This window comes from Nitrospirillum iridis, assembly GCF_014205765.1.
Taxonomy (GTDB): Bacteria; Pseudomonadota; Alphaproteobacteria; order Azospirillales; family Azospirillaceae; genus Nitrospirillum; species Nitrospirillum iridis.
Genome location: NZ_JACIIZ010000004.1, coordinates 256,165 through 273,886, shown reverse-complemented (window position 1 = coordinate 273,886; position 17,722 = coordinate 256,165). Strand labels below are relative to the sequence as shown.

18 protein-coding genes are annotated in these 17,722 nt (G+C 68.3%); 13 read left to right on the top strand and 5 right to left on the bottom strand.

The window, feature by feature from the left end; translation table 11 throughout:
• Positions 1–3 precede the first annotated feature (3 nt).
• The 12 genes from FHS74_RS08700 to FHS74_RS08645 all read left to right on the top strand — a co-directional run bounded on the left by FHS74_RS08700 (position 4) and on the right by FHS74_RS08645 (position 11,240).
• Positions 4–1,359 (top strand): MFS transporter, encoded by a 1,356-nt coding sequence (locus FHS74_RS08700; RefSeq protein ID WP_343066896.1) that lies wholly within the window; start codon positions 4–6, stop codon positions 1,357–1,359.
• A gap of 191 nt (positions 1,360–1,550) precedes the next feature.
• Entirely contained in the window at positions 1,551–1,730 is a 180-nt protein-coding gene (locus tag FHS74_RS08695) for a hypothetical protein (protein WP_184799499.1), read from the top strand.
• Positions 1,731–1,952: 222 nt separating this feature from the next.
• Positions 1,953–2,639 carry a response regulator transcription factor gene (locus FHS74_RS08690; RefSeq protein WP_184799498.1) on the top strand — a complete coding sequence of 229 codons (687 nt, stop codon included), beginning with the start codon at positions 1,953–1,955 and terminating at the stop codon, positions 2,637–2,639.
• An 8-nt stretch (positions 2,640–2,647) separates the two neighbouring features.
• A complete protein-coding gene (locus FHS74_RS08685; RefSeq protein ID WP_184799496.1) occupies positions 2,648–3,721 on the top strand; it encodes a hypothetical protein in 1,074 nt (357 codons plus the stop codon).
• Positions 3,722–3,747: 26 nt separating this feature from the next.
• Positions 3,748–4,203: a hypothetical protein gene (locus FHS74_RS08680; RefSeq protein WP_184799495.1), complete on the top strand. Its 456-nt coding sequence runs from the start codon at positions 3,748–3,750 to the stop codon at positions 4,201–4,203.
• Positions 4,200–6,065 (top strand): sensor histidine kinase, encoded by a 1,866-nt coding sequence (locus tag FHS74_RS08675; protein ID WP_184799494.1) that lies wholly within the window; start codon positions 4,200–4,202, stop codon positions 6,063–6,065. The genes FHS74_RS08680 and FHS74_RS08675 overlap by 4 nt, the downstream gene beginning before the upstream one ends.
• A gap of 145 nt (positions 6,066–6,210) precedes the next feature.
• A complete protein-coding gene (locus FHS74_RS08670) occupies positions 6,211–6,876 on the top strand; it encodes a thermostable hemolysin (RefSeq protein ID WP_184799493.1) in 666 nt (221 codons plus the stop codon).
• Positions 6,869–8,374: an AMP-binding protein gene (locus tag FHS74_RS08665; protein WP_184799492.1), complete on the top strand. Its 1,506-nt coding sequence runs from the start codon at positions 6,869–6,871 to the stop codon at positions 8,372–8,374. The genes FHS74_RS08670 and FHS74_RS08665 overlap by 8 nt, the downstream gene beginning before the upstream one ends.
• Positions 8,371–9,045 (top strand): iron-containing redox enzyme family protein, encoded by a 675-nt coding sequence (locus FHS74_RS08660; RefSeq protein WP_184799491.1) that lies wholly within the window; start codon positions 8,371–8,373, stop codon positions 9,043–9,045. Before FHS74_RS08665 ends, FHS74_RS08660 begins: the two co-directional genes overlap by 4 nt.
• A complete protein-coding gene (locus FHS74_RS08655) occupies positions 9,035–9,856 on the top strand; it encodes an SDR family NAD(P)-dependent oxidoreductase (protein ID WP_184799490.1) in 822 nt (273 codons plus the stop codon). Before FHS74_RS08660 ends, FHS74_RS08655 begins: the two co-directional genes overlap by 11 nt.
• A gap of 11 nt (positions 9,857–9,867) precedes the next feature.
• Entirely contained in the window at positions 9,868–10,611 is a 744-nt protein-coding gene (locus FHS74_RS08650; protein WP_184799489.1) for a tetratricopeptide repeat protein, read from the top strand.
• Positions 10,608–11,240 (top strand): class I SAM-dependent methyltransferase, encoded by a 633-nt coding sequence (locus FHS74_RS08645; protein ID WP_184799488.1) that lies wholly within the window; start codon positions 10,608–10,610, stop codon positions 11,238–11,240. Before FHS74_RS08650 ends, FHS74_RS08645 begins: the two co-directional genes overlap by 4 nt.
• A gap of 22 nt (positions 11,241–11,262) precedes the next feature.
• Here FHS74_RS08645 and FHS74_RS08640 read toward each other — a convergent pair whose 3' ends face one another.
• On the bottom strand, positions 11,263–11,760 hold the full coding sequence (locus FHS74_RS08640; RefSeq protein ID WP_184799486.1) for an Lrp/AsnC family transcriptional regulator: 498 nt from the start codon (positions 11,758–11,760) through the stop codon (positions 11,263–11,265).
• A gap of 142 nt (positions 11,761–11,902) precedes the next feature.
• Between FHS74_RS08640 and FHS74_RS08635 the strand changes: the two genes are divergently transcribed.
• Positions 11,903–12,820 (top strand): EamA family transporter, encoded by a 918-nt coding sequence (locus FHS74_RS08635; protein ID WP_184799485.1) that lies wholly within the window; start codon positions 11,903–11,905, stop codon positions 12,818–12,820.
• Between the two features lie 6 nt (positions 12,821–12,826).
• Here the strand turns inward: FHS74_RS08635 and FHS74_RS08630 are convergent, their stop codons facing one another.
• The 4 genes from FHS74_RS08630 to FHS74_RS08615 form a co-directional block, all read right to left on the bottom strand.
• Positions 12,827–13,639, bottom strand: a complete 813-nt coding sequence (locus FHS74_RS08630; protein WP_184799484.1) for a hypothetical protein — start codon at positions 13,637–13,639, stop codon at positions 12,827–12,829.
• Positions 13,640–13,733: 94 nt separating this feature from the next.
• Positions 13,734–16,595 (bottom strand): hybrid sensor histidine kinase/response regulator, encoded by a 2,862-nt coding sequence (locus FHS74_RS08625; protein WP_184799483.1) that lies wholly within the window; start codon positions 16,593–16,595, stop codon positions 13,734–13,736.
• A 49-nt stretch (positions 16,596–16,644) separates the two neighbouring features.
• A complete protein-coding gene (locus FHS74_RS08620; protein ID WP_184799482.1) occupies positions 16,645–17,292 on the bottom strand; it encodes a chemotaxis protein CheX in 648 nt (215 codons plus the stop codon).
• Positions 17,289–17,672, bottom strand: coding sequence for a response regulator (locus FHS74_RS08615; RefSeq protein WP_184799481.1), 384 nt, complete (start codon positions 17,670–17,672; stop codon positions 17,289–17,291). The genes FHS74_RS08620 and FHS74_RS08615 overlap by 4 nt, the downstream gene beginning before the upstream one ends.
• Between the last annotated feature and the right edge of the window lie 50 nt (positions 17,673–17,722).

Here is a 17,722-nt window from a genome sequence, read left to right as displayed (position 1 = left end):
AACGTGCAGAACAACCGGCCGAGCCCAATCTTTACTTGGGGAAAAATCACTGTTTTATCAGCCCCGGGCATCGCGTTCGTTGGCTTCTACTGGTCCATAACCGTCGTCTTCCCCAGCTACTTCACCCAGCATTTCGGAATGTCGCTGGGCATGACCGCGACATTGCTGTCCGTCGTCCGTCTCTGGGAAACCCTGATCGCGCCCTTGATCGGCGCCCTGTCCGACGCGACATCCAGCCGCTTCGGCCGCCGTAAGTTATGGATGGTGGCGGCCACGCCTGGGGTCATGGCGGCGACCGCGACCATCTATTTCGCCAGGCCGGACCTGCCTGCCTGGTGCCTCGTCCTGGCCATGGTGGTGCTGTGCACCGGATGGACCATGATCAACGTGCCGCATGGCGCCTGGTCCCTGGAAATCAGCGCCCGGGCTGACGAGCGCGCCCGCATCTTCGGCATGCGCCAGTTCATCGGCTATGGCGCCATGATCCTGTTCTCGCTGGCACCCGCCATTTCCGAACAGGTGTGGCCGGTCGCGGGTGTGGCGCCGCACATGATCTTCGCCGGTAGCCTGATCCTTGTCACCCTGCCGGTCAGCCTGGTCTTCCTGGCCCGCAGGGTCCCGGAACGGCCGGCGACGCCCAGCCGATTGTCGCTTCGCCAGGTGTGGCGCATCTATGTCTTGCCACTGCGAGGCGCCGACTTCGCCCCCGTGGCCGCCCTATTCGCGGCCATGGGCGTCTATACCGCCGTGGAGGCGGCACTTTACCTGTTCCTGGTCCGGGCCGGCCTGGGCCTGGGGGATTGGGGCATGACCCTGATGCTGCTGCAGTTCGCCTGCGGCCTGGTTTCCATCCCCCCGTGGCTGGCGGTCCATCGCCGACTGGGCACCGTGCCGACCTTGCGCCTGATCGCCCTGCTGCAGGTGGCGGGTGCCATCGGGCTGGCCTTCCTGCCGCATGGACGGCTGGCGCCCTTCATCGCGCTGGCGGTCCTGCGGGGCCTGGTCAACGGCACCGAGTTCATTCTCATCCGTGCCTTGCTGGGGCGGCTGCTGGACAGCCATGCCGCCCGCAACGCCGACGTTCCCGCCGCCAGCTACTACGCCTCCTTCCATTTCCTGCTCGACGTCGCCGCCGCCGTCACCACCTTCCTGGTGCTGCACGCCCTGGCGTTCACCGGCTTCGACCCGCGCGCCGCGCTGCCCCCATCCCTCGACCAGGCCGGCCGGATTCAATGGCTGGCGGCCTTGGCGCTAAGCCTGCCGCCGGCGGCCATGCTGGTGCTGCTGGGGCGGATGGAGCCCCGCCCGCGCCTGCGGACCTCCACGCACGCCAACAAGGCGGCGGAACCGGCCCGCTGACCGGGCCGGGGTCAACGGGGCCCACGACCGCCGGGACGCCCCGCTGTTTGCATCATTGTCGCGGGAGCTGTGGATCAGACGCCATAGAAGTCGACAAAACTCCACAATCAGCGGAGGGGCGAGCGGCTATAATCGGTCTTGCGGGTTCGCAGTCGGATCAGCCCATTCGGACCCGCCAAGGAGTGCTCATCATGAATATTTCCTCCATCGGCGGTTCCGCCGCCTATACCCCGCTGCAGTCCGCCACCCCGACGGCCGCGGCCGCGGCACCCGCGCCGGCCGCGACCCAGGACTCCGACCACGACGGTGATCGGGACGTTCCGGGCGTGGTCGACAAGGACCGTGGCAACAACGTCAACATCTTGGCCTGAGGCCATCCTCTGACCAGCCCTGTCCCGAAACGGGTTCCGTGACCGGCGGCGCTCGCCGGGCGGATCCCGGGCCGGGATGCGTTGACCGGTTCGCTTGGCGAGCCCCCCGCCCACCCGGGCGCGCCGGTCAACCACCCGCCGTCAACAGCGCCCCTGGCAACCGCCCCCCCCTGGTAACCGCCCTCTGGCGCCGACCGTCGCACCGACTGTAGATTGACGTGCATGGACCGTATCCTGATCGTTGACGATGACGTCGCCCTTGCCGAAATGCTGCGCGAATACCTGGAACAGGAAGGATTCGCCGTGGACCTCGCGCATGACGGCGCCACCTGTTTTCGCCGCGATCCCGAACGCCAGGATCTTATCGTCCTGGACGTCATGCTGCCCGCCCTATCCGGCTTCGATGTCCTGAAGCGTCTTCGGCAACGGTCGATGGTTCCGGTCATCATGTTGACCGCGCGGGACGACGACGTCGACCGCATCGTCGGTTTCGAGATCGGCGCCGACGATTATGTGTCCAAGCCGGTCAATCCCCGCGAGCTGGTCGGCCGCATCCGCGCCGTCCTGCGCCGCACCGGCCAGGGCAGTCGGTCCAATGGCGACGTGCAGGTGGGCGAGGTCCGCCTGAACCCCGCCGCGCGAAGCGCGTGGTGCGAGGACCGGCGCCTGGATCTGACCTCCGCCGAATTCAGCCTGCTGGAACATCTGTTGCGCAACGCCGGCCGGATCGTCAGCCGGGATGAGTTGTCGGTGGCGGCCTTCGGCCGCCATCATTCGGCGACCGCCGACCGCAACGTCGATACCCTGGTCAGCAAGGTCCGGCGCAAGCTGGGACCCGCCGGCGACCAGGAACAGCGCATCAAGACCGTGCGCAACGCCGGCTATATCTACGCCGTATCGGTCCCGTGATCCCCGCCGTGCGCCGCCGCCCCCCAGCCGCCCGCCTGACGCGCGCCCTTCTGGCGTCCCCCCTCCTGGCGTCTCTGGCCTTGACGGCGGGCCTGCTGCTGGCGGCGCCGGCCCAGGCCGGCATTGACGACTACCAGCTGGGCCAGGGGTTGGAGCTGGGGCCGATCAATCTGGCGGGCTACTCCAGCGTCACCGCCGCCCTGCCCGACCAGGGACACAAATCGCTGGCGATAGACGACCTCAGCCTGTTCATCAGCGGCCACGTCACCTCCCTGGTCAATCCGTTCGTGGAAGCGGAACTGACGGGACTGGATCTCACGCGGTGGGGTGGCGACGGCGATCGGCATCGTGACGGCTACGTCGTCCTGGAACGGGTCTACAACGACATCTACCTGCCCGACGGGTTCACCCTGCGCGCCGGAAAGATGCTGGCACCCGTCGGCGAATGGAACCAGATCCACGCGGCCCCGCTGGTGCTGTCCACCGTGCGACCGGCCGTCACGTATCGCAACTTCAGCGAATACGCGACGGGCCTGTCCGTCCTATACGCCGACCCGGCGGCGGCATTGCCCGACATCCAGGTCTATTGGCAACCGGCGGAGGAGCTTTCCGCCCGCCCCGACAGCATCGTCGATAACCGCTACCGTCTGGTCCAGGGCGCCCATGTCAGCGTGCCCCTGGCCCTGCTGGACAAGGTGGGCCTGTCGTTTCAACGCTCCGTCGATGACCAGGGGACGGAGCAGCACCTCTACGGGCTGGATGGGCACTATACGGTCGACCGGTTGACCCTTCAGGGGGAATGGACATACTCAACCTTGTCGGGACCCGGCACGCGGACGCGTTCCCGGGAATGGGGCGGCTTCCTGTCGCCCTCATACGCGCTGGATGACCAGTGGTCCGTCTACGGTTGGTACGAGATCTACAGCGGCCGCCTGCAAGACGCCGCGGCCCAGGACCTCCTGGGCGGCGTGGCCTATCGCCCCCATCCGGCGATGGTCTTCAAGCTGGAATATGTGCAGAACGTCGGGGGGCGGCCGGTCAATCCCACCGGGCTGTTCGCCTCCTGGTCGGTGCTGTTTTAGCGGTGGCGAGGATGCCACGCCACCGCTTGATGGCGCTGCTTCTCTCCGGATTGGCGCTGGCCGGCCCCGTCCGGGCGGAAGACATCGTGATCATCGCCCATCCCTCGGTCGCCCTGACGCGCTCCATCGGCGTCGGCGAGGTGGCGGCGATCTACCTGCTGCGCACCACCGTCTGGCCTGACGGCCATCCCATCGTGCCTGTGAACCGCGAGATCGCCAGCGACCTCCGCCGCAAATTCACCACCCTGGTGCTGCGCCAGGACCCCGGCAGTCTGGCCGCCTACTGGAATGAAATGCACTTCCGGGGCAAGTTCCCGCCCCTGGTGCAGGAATCCGAGCAGTCGGTCCTGGCCTTCGTCGAACGCGTGCCCGGCGCCGTGGGGTATGTCAGCGGCGGCATCCCGCTGCCCGCTGACGTGCACGTCGTGGCCCGCGTCACCGTTCCCGATGGCTGGAGCCCCAACAATGGTGGTCCGCCATGATGCGACTGATCACCCGGTCCATCGGCGCCAAGATCCTGGCGGCCTTGATGGCCATCTATGTCGTCACCTATGTCGCGACCGCCCTGGTGGTCTATTCCGGTATCCGCAACGGCCTGATGGAGGCCGGCACCGGCGCCCTGAACCAACTGGCGGACCTGAAATACGAACGGCTGGCCACCCGCATCGACGCCCTGGCCGACAACCTGACGGCCTGGTCGCAACTTGAGGTGATGAACGATCTGGTGTCCGGCGACGTGGACAAGCGGGTGACGGCCGCGCTGGAGGGGCTGAAGCGCCTCTATGACCTGCCGGGCGACATCTATGCCTTCGATACCGCCGGCACGCTGATCGCCAGTTCCAGCCCGCACCCCCTCCCCGCCGTCAAGCCGCCCACCGCTCCCACCCCAGGTGGTCTCCGGTCGCTGCCGCCGGAATGGCGGGTGGAGGGGCGGGCGCCAACCTTCCTCGACAAGCATCGCGATCCCATTTCCGGGGGTTGGACCGTGGCCCTGGCCATCCCCATCCTCGGAACCTTCGCGCCGGACTTCCGCCTGGGCACGCTGGTGGTCACCCTGCCCTGGCCCGCGCTGGAAACCTTGCTGTACGGGCTGGATACCGGAACGGTCCTGCTCCGCCTGGGCCCGGGCGTGGACGTGTTGTCGGCCAGCCCGGCCGCCCTGGCCCGGCAGGCCGGATTGGATTCGGCCAATCCGCCGACGGGCGCGAACGCCTATATCATCGGCCGCTCGGTCACCCACGACGGGTTGCTGCGGGCTTGGCAAGTGGTGGTGGCCCAAGACGTGCCGACCGTCACCCGGCCCTTGCGCCATGTGGCGCTGGATTTGGTGCTGTTGGGTTTGTGCCTGGGATTGCCCATCGTCATTTCCGTGCGCTGGCTGGCGCGGCGCCTGACGGCGCCGGTCAGCGACCTGACCCGGGTGGTACGCGAGATCGCCGACACCGACCGATTGGACATCCGGGTCCCCGTCTCCAGCGAGGATGAGCTGGGGTTCCTCGCCCAGTCCTTCAACCGCATGACCGAAACGCTGCAGCGCGCGATGGCGGAGCTGGAGGGCATGAACCAGTCGCTGGAAGGCAAGGTGGCCGCCCGCACCACCGAGCTGGAGGCCGCCATCGCCGCCCAGCGCCGGCTGATCCGCGACATCTCGCACGAGGTCAAGTCGCCCCTGGCCCGTCTGAGCATGGCCTTGGGCCTGGCGCGACGGGTGGCCGATGCCCACGCGCCGCTGCAATTCGACCGCATGGAACGCGAGATCGCGACCATCGCCAGCCTGGCGACGGAACTGTTGACGCTGGCCAAGCTGGAGGGGGCGGACAGTGCCGTGGCCGTCGGGCCGGTGGATCTGGCCAGCCTGATCGCCGACGTGATCGACGACGCCCTGTTCGAGGTGCCGGAACGCGCCGGCGATGTCCATTTCAACCCGGATGGTCAACCCGCGATCCTTGACGGCAACGCCGACCTGCTGCGCCGGGCGGTGGAGAACGTGGTGCGCAACGCGCTGTTCTACACCAGCCCCGGCGTGCCGGTGGCGGTGGCGCTGGAACGCCTGGACCATCCGGCCGGGGCGGGCACCGGCGGGCTGCGCATCACCGTCGCTGATCAGGGACCCGGCGTGCCCGACGACGCCATGGATCAGTTGTTCGAGCCCTTCTACCGCGTCGATCAGGCACGGGCGCGCGCCACCGGCGGCAGCGGCATCGGGCTGACCATCTGCAAGCGGGTGATGGAATTGCACCGGGGCGGCATACGCGCCCGCCATAACCACCCCCACGGCCTGGTGGTGGAGATGGACCTGCCCCTGGGCCATGACGCCGACGGGAATCCGGACATACAGCGCTGAAAGATGAGATGGATCGCGTGTCCATCTCCACACAACTCCACACCCCCATCGCTACCATCCATCCATCGCCATGGCCCCGAGGGCCGGCCCCGTGGGACCAGGGCCCGACCATGACGAGGCCCAGCAACCCAGCGAGGGTGGTCCGATGTTCTCGTCGCTTCCCGTTTCATCACCCGGATCCGCATCCGGCGCGGCGCCCGTTCCCGCTCAGGGCCTTTCCAGCCCTGATGCCCCCGGCCCGGCGATCCATGCCGGCGGTCAGGGCCCCAACCTGCAACTGCTGATGCGGGACCATCCGCTGCGGCCCGCCGCCGAGGACATGGTCCGTGACCTGTACCGCGACACGTTCGGCGCGCGCCTACCGAATTTCCCCCGCCTGATGGTCGCGACCTTCGACGCCGCCGAAAGGCCCGTGTGCGCCGCGGGGCTGCGCACCTCGAGCGACGGTTTTTTTTCCGAATGCTACCTCGACAACCCGGTTGACCGGGTGCTGTCCGTCCAGGCGGGCCGGCATGTGCATCGCAGCCAGGTGTTCGAGGTGACGACTCTGGCCAGCCGCAGCCCGAGCCTGTGCCCCCGCTTCGTCTGCCAGATCGCGCGCTTTGGTGAGGTGGTCGGCTTCGAATGGTCGTTCTTCACCGCCACCCGGCGCCTGCGCGGGCTATTGAACCGCCTTGGCCTGCCGGTGCGGGAACTGGCAGCCGCCGACCCCGCGCGCCTGCCGAACGCCGGCCAGTGGGGGCGCTATTACGACCAGGCGCCCATGGTCTGTGCCGGCGGCAACGCCTGGGAGACCCCTTCCCATGCATGAGGTCTTGAACGCCTTGCACCGCCACGCCGCGGCGACGCCCGACAAGATCGCCCTCAGCGACGGCGCCGAGACGCTGGACTATGCCACCCTGGCCCGCCGGGTCTGGGGGGCGGCGGCGCAGTTGCGGGCGCTGCCTTCACCGGATGGTGCCGGTGATCCGGTCATCGGGCTGGCCGGTGGCAACCGGGTGGATTGGGTGGTCGGCCAGTTGGCCGCGTGGCAGGCGGGCCTGACGGCGGTGCCGCTGCCGCCCTTCTTCAGCCCGGACCAGACACGCCACATCCTGCGGGACGCCGGTGTCACCCACGTGCTGACGGCGGCGGACGCCGCCGGATTCCCGGGTGTCGTGACCCTCCGCCTGGCGCCCATCCTGGCATCAGCCCCACCGCCGCCGAAGGCCGGCGCGGAGATCGCCCAGATCATCTACACCTCCGGCAGTACCGGAACGCCCAAGGGCGTCTGTCTGGGGGACGACCAGCTGGCCTGGACGGCGGGTGCGCTGGCCAACGCCGTCAACGCCGGGCCCGATGATCACTACCTGTCGGCGGTTCCCCTGGCGCTGCTGCTGGAAACGCTGTGCGCCATCGCCGTTCCCCTGCTGGCCGGGGGCCGCGTGACGCTGGCGCCGTCACTGACGGACGGCTTCGGCACCGGGGACCGTCCGCCCTTGGCCGCCACCGTGGCCGCGACGCGCCCCACCTGTCTGGTCCTGGTGCCCCACCTGCTGGCCCTGTGGGTGGAGGAATTGACCCGCACGGCGGGTGCCACACCCGACAGCCTGCGCGTGGTGGCCGTGGGCGGGGCGGCGGTGCCGCCAGCCCTGGCCCGCCGGGCCTGGAATCTGGGCATCCCCGTCTATGAGGGTTACGGCCTGTCGGAATGCTGTTCCGTGGTCAGCCTGAACCGGCCGGGCGCGCGCCGCGCCGAAACGGCGGGACCACCCCTGCCCGGCCTTGCCGTGTCCATCAATGGTGGTGAAATCATCGTTGCCGGCCCGCCGGTCATGCGCGGCTACCTTCATGCGAAACCTCATCGCGCCAAGGGACCGGGCGTATGGCGCACCGGCGACCACGGCAGCCTGAATGCGGATGGTTACCTGACGGTCCACGGCCGTCTGGACACCATCATCGTCACCCCTTGGGGCCGCAACGTCAGCCCGGAATGGATCGAATCCCTGGTCTTGGGCGATCCACGGGTGGGCCTGTGTCTGCTGACCGGCGGGCCCGACATGGAGTTGGCCTTGTTGCTGGCTCCCTCCACCGCCGGACGGCCCTGGTTCGATACCGCCACCCCGGCCCAGGTCGAAGCCCTGATCAACGAGTGCTGCGCCACGGTCCCCGCCTACGCCCGCCCCCGCCGCCACGCCGTCGTGCCCTTGGCCGACTTGTTTCATCGGGGACTGCTGACCGGCAACGGTCGTATCCGTCGCCGTGAGGCCGCCGCCGCTTACCGGTTCGTGCTGGCCCCCACCCATTCCACCGCACAGGCATTGCCATGAATCCGACGCGCTATCACCGCCTGCTGGCCGACACGACCGCGGCCCGCGACCGCTTCCTCGCCATTCCCGTCCTGACCCAGGCGTTGTCAGGGGGCATCACGCCGGCCTTGTACCTGGCCTTCCTAGAACAAGCCTACCACCATGTCCGCCACACCTGCCGGTTACTGGCCCTGGCGGCGGCCCGGACGGAGGACACGCCCTATCGGGAAGCGTTGTTCGACTACATCGCCGAGGAGCGCGGGCACGAGGCCTGGATCCTGGATGACATCGCCGCCCTGGGCGGAGACGCCGTCGGGGTCGCGTCTGGTCAACCGGGCGCCGCCTGCAGCGCCCTGGTGGGCTATGTCCACTACGCCATCGATCGCATCAGCCCCTATGCCATGCTGGGCATGGTGCACGTGCTGGAAGGCATGTCGACCCTGTTGGCGCAGCGGGCGGCCGACGCCCTCTCCCACGCGTTCCGCCATCAGGGCGGCGCCGGCTTCCGCTATCTCACCACCCACGGCGCCCTGGACGTGGACCATGTCGCCTTTTTCGAGAGGCTGGTGAACACCCTGTGCGACCCGGACGCCCTCCCGGTCATCACCGAAACCGCGCGCGTCGTCTATCAGCTGTACGGCGACATATTCCGGGACCTGGGTCAGCGGCAGGAGGTCCTTCATGCCGCTTAAGGGCAAGGTCGTCATGATCACCGGTGCCGGTTCCGGCATCGGCCGCGCCCTGGCGGTGGACGCCTCCCACCGCGGCGCCTCGCTGGTGCTGACGGGCCGCCGGCTCACGGCGCTGCAGGAAACGGCGGCACGCGTCGCCGCCGGCACGGTCTGCGCCATCGTGCCAGGCGACGTGACGGATGCCGCCGCCCGCACCGCCCTGTGCCAGCATGTGGCGGCCGTCTGGGGCCGGCTGGATTTCCTGGTCAACAACGCCGGCGTGCTGACGGCCGGCCCCCTGTCGGATCTGGAGGACGCCACGCTGGAGACCATGGTGGCCGTCAATCTGGTGGCGCCGCTGGCACTGACCCGCGACCTGCTTCCCCTGCTGGCGGCGGCCCGGGGCCGGGTCGTCAACATCGGCTCCCTGTTCGGTGACATCCCCTACCCCCTGTTCACCGCCTACTGCGCCACCAAGCATGGTCTGCGCGGCCTGTCCGGCGCCCTGCGGCGGGAGGTGCGGGACCTGGGGATCGGCGTCAGTCATGCCGCCCCGCGCGGCGCCCACACCCCGGCGCTGGACGGCCTGGAAGCCGTGGTGGAGCCATTGGGCATGCGCCTGGATGAACCGGAAGACATCGCCCGGACCATCTGGGACGGCGCCTTGCGGGGCGCCGACACCATCTATCCCGCCGGGCCGGAACGCCTTTACGGCCTGATTCAAGCCTTGCTGCCCGGCCTGTTGGACCGGGTCATCAACCGTCAGCTGCGGCGGGCGGGCATGGACGACGCCATCCGTCACGCCCTGCGCCCCGCCGCCCTGCCCCGATAGGAGAAGCCGCCATGTCCGCCCGCCTTTTCGCCACCGGCCTTCTCGCCGTTTCCCTGTTGGCCATCGGGACCGCCCTGCCCCACGGGCGCGGAAGCGCCCAGGCCGCCCCTGTCGGCGTCGGTATCGAAACGCCGGTCGATCCGGCGGCCCCTTTGCCGGCGGCCCCGTTGGATGAATCCCTCCGCCGCTTGGAGCAAACCTGGTCGCACATCAACTATGAGGTCGGCGATCCCCAGGCACAGCAGACCCAGATGACGCGGCTTATCGATGCCGCCGCGGCGGTGGCGGCCCAAAATCCAGGCCATGCCGAACCCCTGGTCTGGCAGGCCCTGGCCCTGTGCAGCGAGGCCGGCTTCGAAGGCGGTCTGGGCGCCCTGCGCCGGGCCCGCCAGGCGCGCGAGCTGTTCGAGCAGGCGGCCCGGCTGGACTATCGCGCCCTGAACGGCGCCATTCCCATCAGCCTGGGGTCGCTCTACGCCAAGGTCCCCGGATTTCCCTTGGGCTTTGGTGACGATACCAAGGCCCGCCGGTACCTTGAGGAAGGGCTGGCCATCAACCCCGACGGCCTGGATTCCAACTATTTCTATGGCGACTTCCTGCTGGAATTGAAGGACTACGGCCACGCGGCGGAGGTGCTGACGCACGCCTTGGCGGCCCCCCCCGCGCCTGACCGGCCGGTATGGGACGCCGGGCGGCGTGGTGAGGTGCGCGCCCTCCTGGCACGCGCGCAGCAAAAGCTGGCGGCGAACCAATGACCGCCTGGGCCATGCTGGGGCGGCAACTACGCCACCCCACCGGCTGGACCGGGCGGGTGGTTGGCCACCTGATGCGACGGATCAACGCCGGTCCCAATCGCCTGGCCATCGACGCCCTTCGCCTGGCGCCGGGCGACACGGTTCTGGAACTGGGTTTCGGGCCCGGCCACGGCATCGCCCTGGCCGCCGCCCGGGTCGCCCCGGCCGTTGTCCATGGCATCGACCAGTCGGCCGTCATGATGGCCCATGCCCGACGGCGCAATCGGCGGGACATCGCGGCCGGTCGCGTCCATCTTCACCTGGGGCGGTTCACCGCGTTGCCGCTGGCGACGGCGTCGGTAGACAAGGTTCTGGCGGTGAACGTCGCCTATTTTTGGAGCGAACCCGGCGCGGTGCTGGGTGAAGTCAGGCGGGTGCTGCGGCCCCATGGCGTGATGGCGGTGTACGTCACCGACGCCGACGCCATGCGGCGCTGGCCCTTCGCCGAAGCGGAGACGCATCGCCTGTTCGACGCGAACGGCCTGCGGGCCCTGATGATCGCCGGGGGTTTCGCCGCGGATGGGATCGCGATCAGGGCCGTGCCGCTTCCCGGCGGCATGACCGGACTGGTCGGCCTGGCGCGGCGATGAGGGCCGCGACGCCCCAGCGGGATCACGGCGCCGCCGGAACCGGGCTCAACGCCTTGGCCTGCCGCATGACAACCAGCGTCTTGAAGGTCCGGACGTTTTCGTCATCCAGCAGGATATGGCGGGTCAGGTCGTCGTAGCCCTCCATGTCGCGGGCGACAATGCGGAGCGCGAAGTCATGGTCGCCGGTGACGTACCACGCCTCCACCACCTCCGGCACGGCGGCGATCTTGCGCATGAACTGGTCGATCGCATGACCGCCGCCGGCGTCGGACGCCCGGCCGCTGTCGCGTTCCAGCGTGACCAGCACGATCATGGTCAGGGGCCAGCCCAGGGTACGGGGACGGACGACGGCGACCTCGCGCTCTATCGCCCCGATCTCACGCAGGCGGCGGATACGGCGATAGCACGCCGGACCGGACAGGCCGACGCGTTCGGCCAACACCGGTATTGGCAGACGCGCGTCCGCCTGCAGTTGCTCCAGCAGCTTGCGGTCGAGGGCGTCCAGGTCCGGTAAGAGCATTTATCCTCAACATCGCCGCATGCGATAAAAATTATCATCAATCGCCCATAATTGACAATGCTGGGCGCCATCACCGGGTAAAATGCCGCGTCGTCCGGGCGCCCCGTCCCGGCCATACCGCCGTCGAAGACCGCCCCGTTCCATGTCCCCCGATACCGCCCTTCCCCCCGCCGGCACCGTCCAAGGGGCAGCCACCCTGCCCCTGTTCGTGCCCGTGGCCGCCCTGTTCGCCGCCATGGTGTCCGTCACCACCGGCGCCTCCATCGCCAAGACGCTGTTCCCGGTCACGGGGGCGGAGGGCACCACGGCCCTGCGCCTGACGACGGCGGCCATCCTGCTGACCCTGTTGCTGCGGCCCTGGCGCCTGCGGCTGACGCGGGGAAGCTGGCGACCGCTGCTGGCCTATGGCGGCGCCATGGCGGGCATGAACTTCCTGTTCTATCTGTCCCTGCAAACCATTCCCGTGGGCATCGCCATCGCGGTGGAGTTCACCGGCCCCCTGGGCCTGGCCCTGCTGTCATCGCGGCGCAAGGCGGACTTCCTGTGGATCGGGTTGGCGGTGGCGGGCCTGGCGCTGCTGCTGCCGCTGGAGCCGGCCGCCGCCCAGCTGGACCCCCATGGCATCGCCTGCGCCCTGGGCGCCGGTGTATTTTGGGCGCTGTACATCCTGGCCGCCAAGAAGGTGGGGGGCGCCCATGGCACCCAGGCCACGGCGGCGGGCACGCTGATCGCCGCGTGTCTGGTGTTGCCGGTTGGCATCGCCCACACCGGCGCCGCCACCTTGTTCCAGCCGGCGATACTGGTCAGCGCCGTGATGGTGGGGGCGCTGTCCAGCGCCTTGCCCTATACGCTGGAGATGTTCGCCCTGCGGCGCCTGCCGGCCCAGACCTTCGGCACGCTGACCAGCGCCGAACCCGCGGTGGGGGCGTTGATGGCCCTGCTGTTGCTCGGGGAGGCGCTGTCGCCCCTGCACTGGCTGGCCATCGCCACCATCATGGTCGCCTCCATCGGCGCCACGCTCAGCGCCCGGCGGCAGACGCCGCCGGTCCTGCCGGAGTGAGCGACCTCACGCCCCGGGCTTACGGCAATAGTCCGCCAAGGTATGGGCGGCACGGATGTCATAAGGCTTGCTGGGCTTGAGGATGAATTCACTGGCGCCATAGCGCACGGCGCCATCGGGCGCGTCGGCCTTGGGATGCCAGTCGTAGGTATAGCCCAGGCGCGTCCAGGGGGCGCCGCCCTCAACATAGTTCACGCGCATGTTGCGGGCGAACCAATCCCAATAGCCTTGCTTTTCCAGGCACGGGGTATCGCCGGCGGCGCAACTGGGCCGGGCCACGGTCGCGGACGCGTCCAAGGTGCAGTGGGCGGCCGTCACATCCGTGTCCGGGCAGGGCCGGGCCAGGGCATCGGGCGACACCCACATCTCCACCACCTGGGAATAGTCGCGGGCGGGATCCAGGCCCAGATACTGTTTCACCCGCTCCGCCGTCGCGGTGGCGTCCCCCGTGGCGCGGGCGCAGAACTCCTGCAATTGCGGCACGGCCGTCACCCACATGGTGCCCCAGGCGTCAGGCGAGGTGCCGCCCGCCTTGCCGGCGTAGTATTTCTCATAGGCCGCCGCCGCCATGGTGGAAGCCACCAGCACCTGGCGGCCATGCGGCCCGTCCCGCCACACCAGCTTGGGGTTGTCCGGCGCGATGCGCACGAGGTCAGGCCCCAGGAGATCCGGCCGCGCCACCGCCGCCGCGTTCAGGGATCGGGCGAACAATTGCGCCGGGGTGGCCTGCTGCCCACCACCGCCCTGCCCCATTCCGGTCGTGGCGCAGCCCGTGAGAAGGGCTAGAACCGCGACACCGAAAAACCGCTTCCCCCACATGACCGCCCCCCGGGTTGGATACACCGAGTGGGCTGTATGCCGCAAAGCGGGCCGATACGCAATCTTCGCGATCATCTTATTATTTTTGCGCGCGCTATAAGGGTGTCGCGCCCACCCGCTCCTTATGGCGATTTTCCAGGATGCCCCGGATCTTGGCCGCCAATTCATCCATGGCGAAGGGCTTCATCACCATGTCCATGCCCTCATCCAGGAAATCACCCCGGACGACGGCGTTGGCGGCGTAGCCGGTGACGAACAGCACCGGCAAGTCGGGCCGCCGCCGGCGGGCGATTTCCGCCAGCTGGCGGCCGTTCAGGCCAGGCAGGCCCACATCGGTGATCAGCAGGTCGATCTGGCTGGAGGATTCGATGACATTCAGCGCCGCGCGTCCCTCCGCCGCGTGCAGGGCGGTGTAGCCCAACTCCTGCAGCACATCGAGGACCAGCAAGCGCACGGATTCGTCATCTTCCACCACCAGGACGATCTCCCCCGCCCCTTCCGGCGTCTCCCCGGTACCGATCAGGCTACCATCCACCATGCTTTCGCCCCCGTCACACGGCAGGTACATGGTGATGGCCGTTCCGCGCCAGGGTTCGCTGTCGATGCGCACATGGCCGCCCGTCTGCTTGACGAAGCCGTAAATCATCGACAGACCCAGGCCGGTGCCCTGGCCGATGGGTTTGGTGGTGAAGAAGGGATCGAAGGCCTTGGCCACCACGTCGGGCGGCATGCCCATGCCGGTGTCACTGACCCGGATCATAACGTAGTCGCCGGCCGACAGGCCATCATGCCGGATGGTATAAGCCCGATCCAGAGTGGCGCGGCCGGTCTCTATGGTCAGGATGCCGCCATCCGGCATGGCGTCGCGGGCATTGATCGCCAGGTTCAGGATGGCGCTCTCCAGCTGGTTCACGTCGCTGCGCGCCGCCGCCAGGTTTTCCGCCATGGTGACGCGCAGCTCGATCTGCTCACCCAGGGTCCGGCGCAGCAGGTCCTCCATCGACATCACCAAGTCGTTGATGTCGATGGGCTTGGGGTCCAGCGTCTGTCGACGGGAGAAGGCCAGCAGCCGGTGGGTCAACGCCGCGGCCCGCTGGGCGGACGCCATGGACGCGTCCATGAATCGGTCCAAATCGTTCAGACGGCCCTGGGCGATGCGCCGGCGCACGATGTCCAGGCCACCGATGACACCCATCAGCATGTTGTTGAAGTCATGCGCCAAACCGCCGGTCAACTGGCCCACGGCCTCCATCTTCTGGGCCTGGCGCAATTGCTCTTCCGTCTGGCGCAGCGTGTCCGCCCGCTGCTTGTCCTCGGTGATGTCGCGGCCGTACGCGTAGACCAGATCCCCTTCCTTGGAGGTGTTCCAGGAAATCCAGCGCGTGCCGCCATCCTTATGCAGTTGGCGGTTTTCGAAATTCGTCAGGTTCTGGTCATGGATCGCGCCCTTCAACGCCTCGGCCGTCGTCTCCACCTCTTCCTCATGGACGAAATCCTGGATCTGGCGACCGACGATCTCGTTGACGTCATAGCCCAGGATGGCGGTCCAGGACGGGCTGACGGCCCGGCAGACGCCGTCCGCGCCAATGATCACCAACAGGTCGCGGGAATTGTTCCAGACACGGTCACGCTCCCGCGTCCGTTCCTCCACCCGCGCCTCCAGCGTTTCGGCGAACAGGCGCAGCTTCTCCTCCGCGTCCTTGGACGCGGTGATGTCGTAGATGACGCCGATGAAGCGGCTTCCCGCCCGGACGCCACCACCAAGCCCACCGGCCCCTTGACCACCGTCACGGTCCCGTTTGCCATCGCGGCGATGCTCCCCGCGCTGGGCCAGCCAACGGATTTGTCCGGTGTCGGGACGCACGATCCGGAATTCCCGATAGGGCTCGCCGGGATTGCTTCCGTCCAGACTGGCGATCAGGGGGGCGTCGTCGGGGTGCACCACGGCGTTGACCGTGCGCACCGGCAACGCCCGGGTAGGGTGCAGACCCAACAGGCGGCAGAACTGTTCCGATACCGATACGGTACCGAAGCCGCTGACGTACTCAAAGGTGCCGACGCCGCCAGCGGTCTGGGCGACGCGCAGCTGTTCCTCGACCCGCTTCTGTTCGGTGATATCGGCCAGAACGCCCCGGAACCGATGGACGCCGCCGTCGGCGGTACGGTCGGCGCCGCCCCGGGCGGACACCCAGCGCACCGTCCCGTCGCGCCCCACGACGCGATAGTCCTTGGAAAAAATGTCGGCGCCATGCATCACGCCCGCCACGGCGATGCGGATGCGCATGCGATCATCGGCATGGATGGATTCGAAGAACGCGTCCGTGCCCAGGCCGTTGCCGGCAGCCACGGGGTCGAGGCCGTAAAGCTCCGCGAAACGGGCATCGGCGTAGAACCGCCCTGTCGCGACATCCCACTCCCAGGCCCCTGCGGTGCCGCCCACCGCCTGGGCCAAGCGGGCCCTTTCCCGGGCATTGGTCAGGGCCTGACGACTGGCGGCCAGCTCGGCCTCCACCTCCGCGCGGGCCAGTTCCAACGTCTGGTCGCAATGGGTCCAGAGGAAGAAGGGCGTGGCCCCCAGGGAGTCAACCACGGGGGTCAAGCGCAGCCGATCCCAGAACACGCTGCCATCCTTGCGTACCACGCGCAGGTCGGCGGTCAGCGGCCTGTCGGCGGACAGCGCCTCCTCTATCCCCGCGAGGATGCCGGGGTCGGCATCGGCGGCCGCCAGAAAGCCGAACGGAAGGTCCACCAGCTCGGCGAAGCCGCAGCCGATCAGGCGCTCGAAGGCTGGATTGGCGAAAACCAACGGTTCGCCGGGGCGGCGATGATCGGTCACGGTCAAGGGCATGCCGGACTGGATCAAGGTGTCCAGTAAAGGGCCGCACAATGCGCGTATCTCAGGCGGCACGCCACCTCGCTCCACCCCCATGACCACAGCCTCCGCCCGGCCGCTCATGCCCGTGTCCCCCAACCGCCTTGGCGGCATCGCCGGTCACCGCGCATCATCATCCGTCCCCACCACCCGCGCCCACCACCCGCGCGATGAACTCACCGATCAGTTCCTTCAGCGAACGCAGCGACGGCAGATCCATCAGCATGGCGATATACCCGCGGATGTCGCGGCCGCTGATCGCGAAATTGATGTAGAGGAACAGGACGACGCCATTGTCGTCCGGTTCCTCTGACAATTCGAACAGAATCTGGCCATCCCCCTTCATGACCTGGGGTAGCGACATGGCCAGAGGCCGCTGCAGGATGTTGGCCATGGTGGCCAGGCAGCCATTGAGGACGACGTTGCCCGTCTCCGCCAACGCCTCCTCCTCGATGTCCACAATCTCCTGGCCGGACAGTTCGTCATGCGTGACGGCGCGCACCAGTTCCAGGCTATTGGCCTCGGGAAAGATGAGCAGCGCGCGGCCGCTGAACGCGCCGCTGAAATCCTGCCGCACGGCCACCAGCTGGTCGCTTTCACGCTCCCGGATCAGGGTGACCGCCGCGCGCCGCCCCACCACCTCCACCGACGGAACGGAGAGCGTCACCTGACTGCCGACCATCTTGCGCAAGCTGACGGCGGCACGGCTCACACCGATGTTGACCAACTCGGTCAGCGCATCGGTCTCCAGGTCCTCAAGGGCGTAGGGCGCGAAGGTCATCCGTGCACCGCGCGCAGCTTCAACGCTGCGCCGGTCAGGAAATCGCGAATTCCCTCCTCGGTGATGGGTTTGCTGACGAAGGTGGTGTTGGCGGCCCGGGCGCGGGCGATCACCTCGTCCTGCACATTGGCGGTGGCCAAGGCGATGGGCATGTCAGGATAGCGGTGTCGCATTTGCTCCGCCAGTTCCAGGCCGTTGCGGCCAGGCATGTTGAAATCCAAAATGGCCAGATCGACCTTGCCATCGCGCAGGACGGCCAGCGCCTCATCCGCGTTGCTCGCCTCGACCCTGGCCCAGCCGGGCTGCAACGCCGCGATGGCCTTGGCCACGACGATGCGCGCCAGCTTGCTGTCGTCGACGATTAAAACCGTAGTACCCATTTGACCCATCCCACCCAAGTCGTCCAATCCGCCAATTGTCTTTTCCGGCA

Excerpts from the sequence above, each read along its gene's own strand:
- FHS74_RS08695 (WP_184799499.1), top strand. The coding sequence starts at position 1,551 with ATGAATATTTCCTCCATCGGCGGTTCCGCCGCCTATACCCCGCTGCAG.
- FHS74_RS08690 (WP_184799498.1), top strand. The coding sequence starts at position 1,953 with ATGGACCGTATCCTGATCGTTGACGATGACGTCGCCCTTGCCGAAATG.
- FHS74_RS08675 (WP_184799494.1), top strand. The coding sequence starts at position 4,200 with ATGATGCGACTGATCACCCGGTCCATCGGCGCCAAGATCCTGGCGGCC.
- FHS74_RS08670 (WP_184799493.1), top strand. The coding sequence starts at position 6,211 with ATGTTCTCGTCGCTTCCCGTTTCATCACCCGGATCCGCATCCGGCGCG.
- FHS74_RS08665 (WP_184799492.1), top strand. The coding sequence starts at position 6,869 with ATGCATGAGGTCTTGAACGCCTTGCACCGCCACGCCGCGGCGACGCCC.
- FHS74_RS08660 (WP_184799491.1), top strand. The coding sequence starts at position 8,371 with ATGAATCCGACGCGCTATCACCGCCTGCTGGCCGACACGACCGCGGCC.
- FHS74_RS08655 (WP_184799490.1), top strand. The coding sequence starts at position 9,035 with ATGCCGCTTAAGGGCAAGGTCGTCATGATCACCGGTGCCGGTTCCGGC.
- FHS74_RS08650 (WP_184799489.1), top strand. The coding sequence starts at position 9,868 with ATGTCCGCCCGCCTTTTCGCCACCGGCCTTCTCGCCGTTTCCCTGTTG.
- FHS74_RS08645 (WP_184799488.1), top strand. The coding sequence starts at position 10,608 with ATGACCGCCTGGGCCATGCTGGGGCGGCAACTACGCCACCCCACCGGC.
- FHS74_RS08640 (WP_184799486.1), bottom strand. The coding sequence starts at position 11,760 with ATGCTCTTACCGGACCTGGACGCCCTCGACCGCAAGCTGCTGGAGCAA.
- FHS74_RS08635 (WP_184799485.1), top strand. The coding sequence starts at position 11,903 with ATGTCCCCCGATACCGCCCTTCCCCCCGCCGGCACCGTCCAAGGGGCA.
- FHS74_RS08630 (WP_184799484.1), bottom strand. The coding sequence starts at position 13,639 with ATGTGGGGGAAGCGGTTTTTCGGTGTCGCGGTTCTAGCCCTTCTCACG.
- FHS74_RS08625 (WP_184799483.1), bottom strand. The coding sequence starts at position 16,595 with ATGAGCGGCCGGGCGGAGGCTGTGGTCATGGGGGTGGAGCGAGGTGGC.
- FHS74_RS08620 (WP_184799482.1), bottom strand. The coding sequence starts at position 17,292 with ATGACCTTCGCGCCCTACGCCCTTGAGGACCTGGAGACCGATGCGCTG.
- FHS74_RS08615 (WP_184799481.1), bottom strand. The coding sequence starts at position 17,672 with ATGGGTACTACGGTTTTAATCGTCGACGACAGCAAGCTGGCGCGCATC.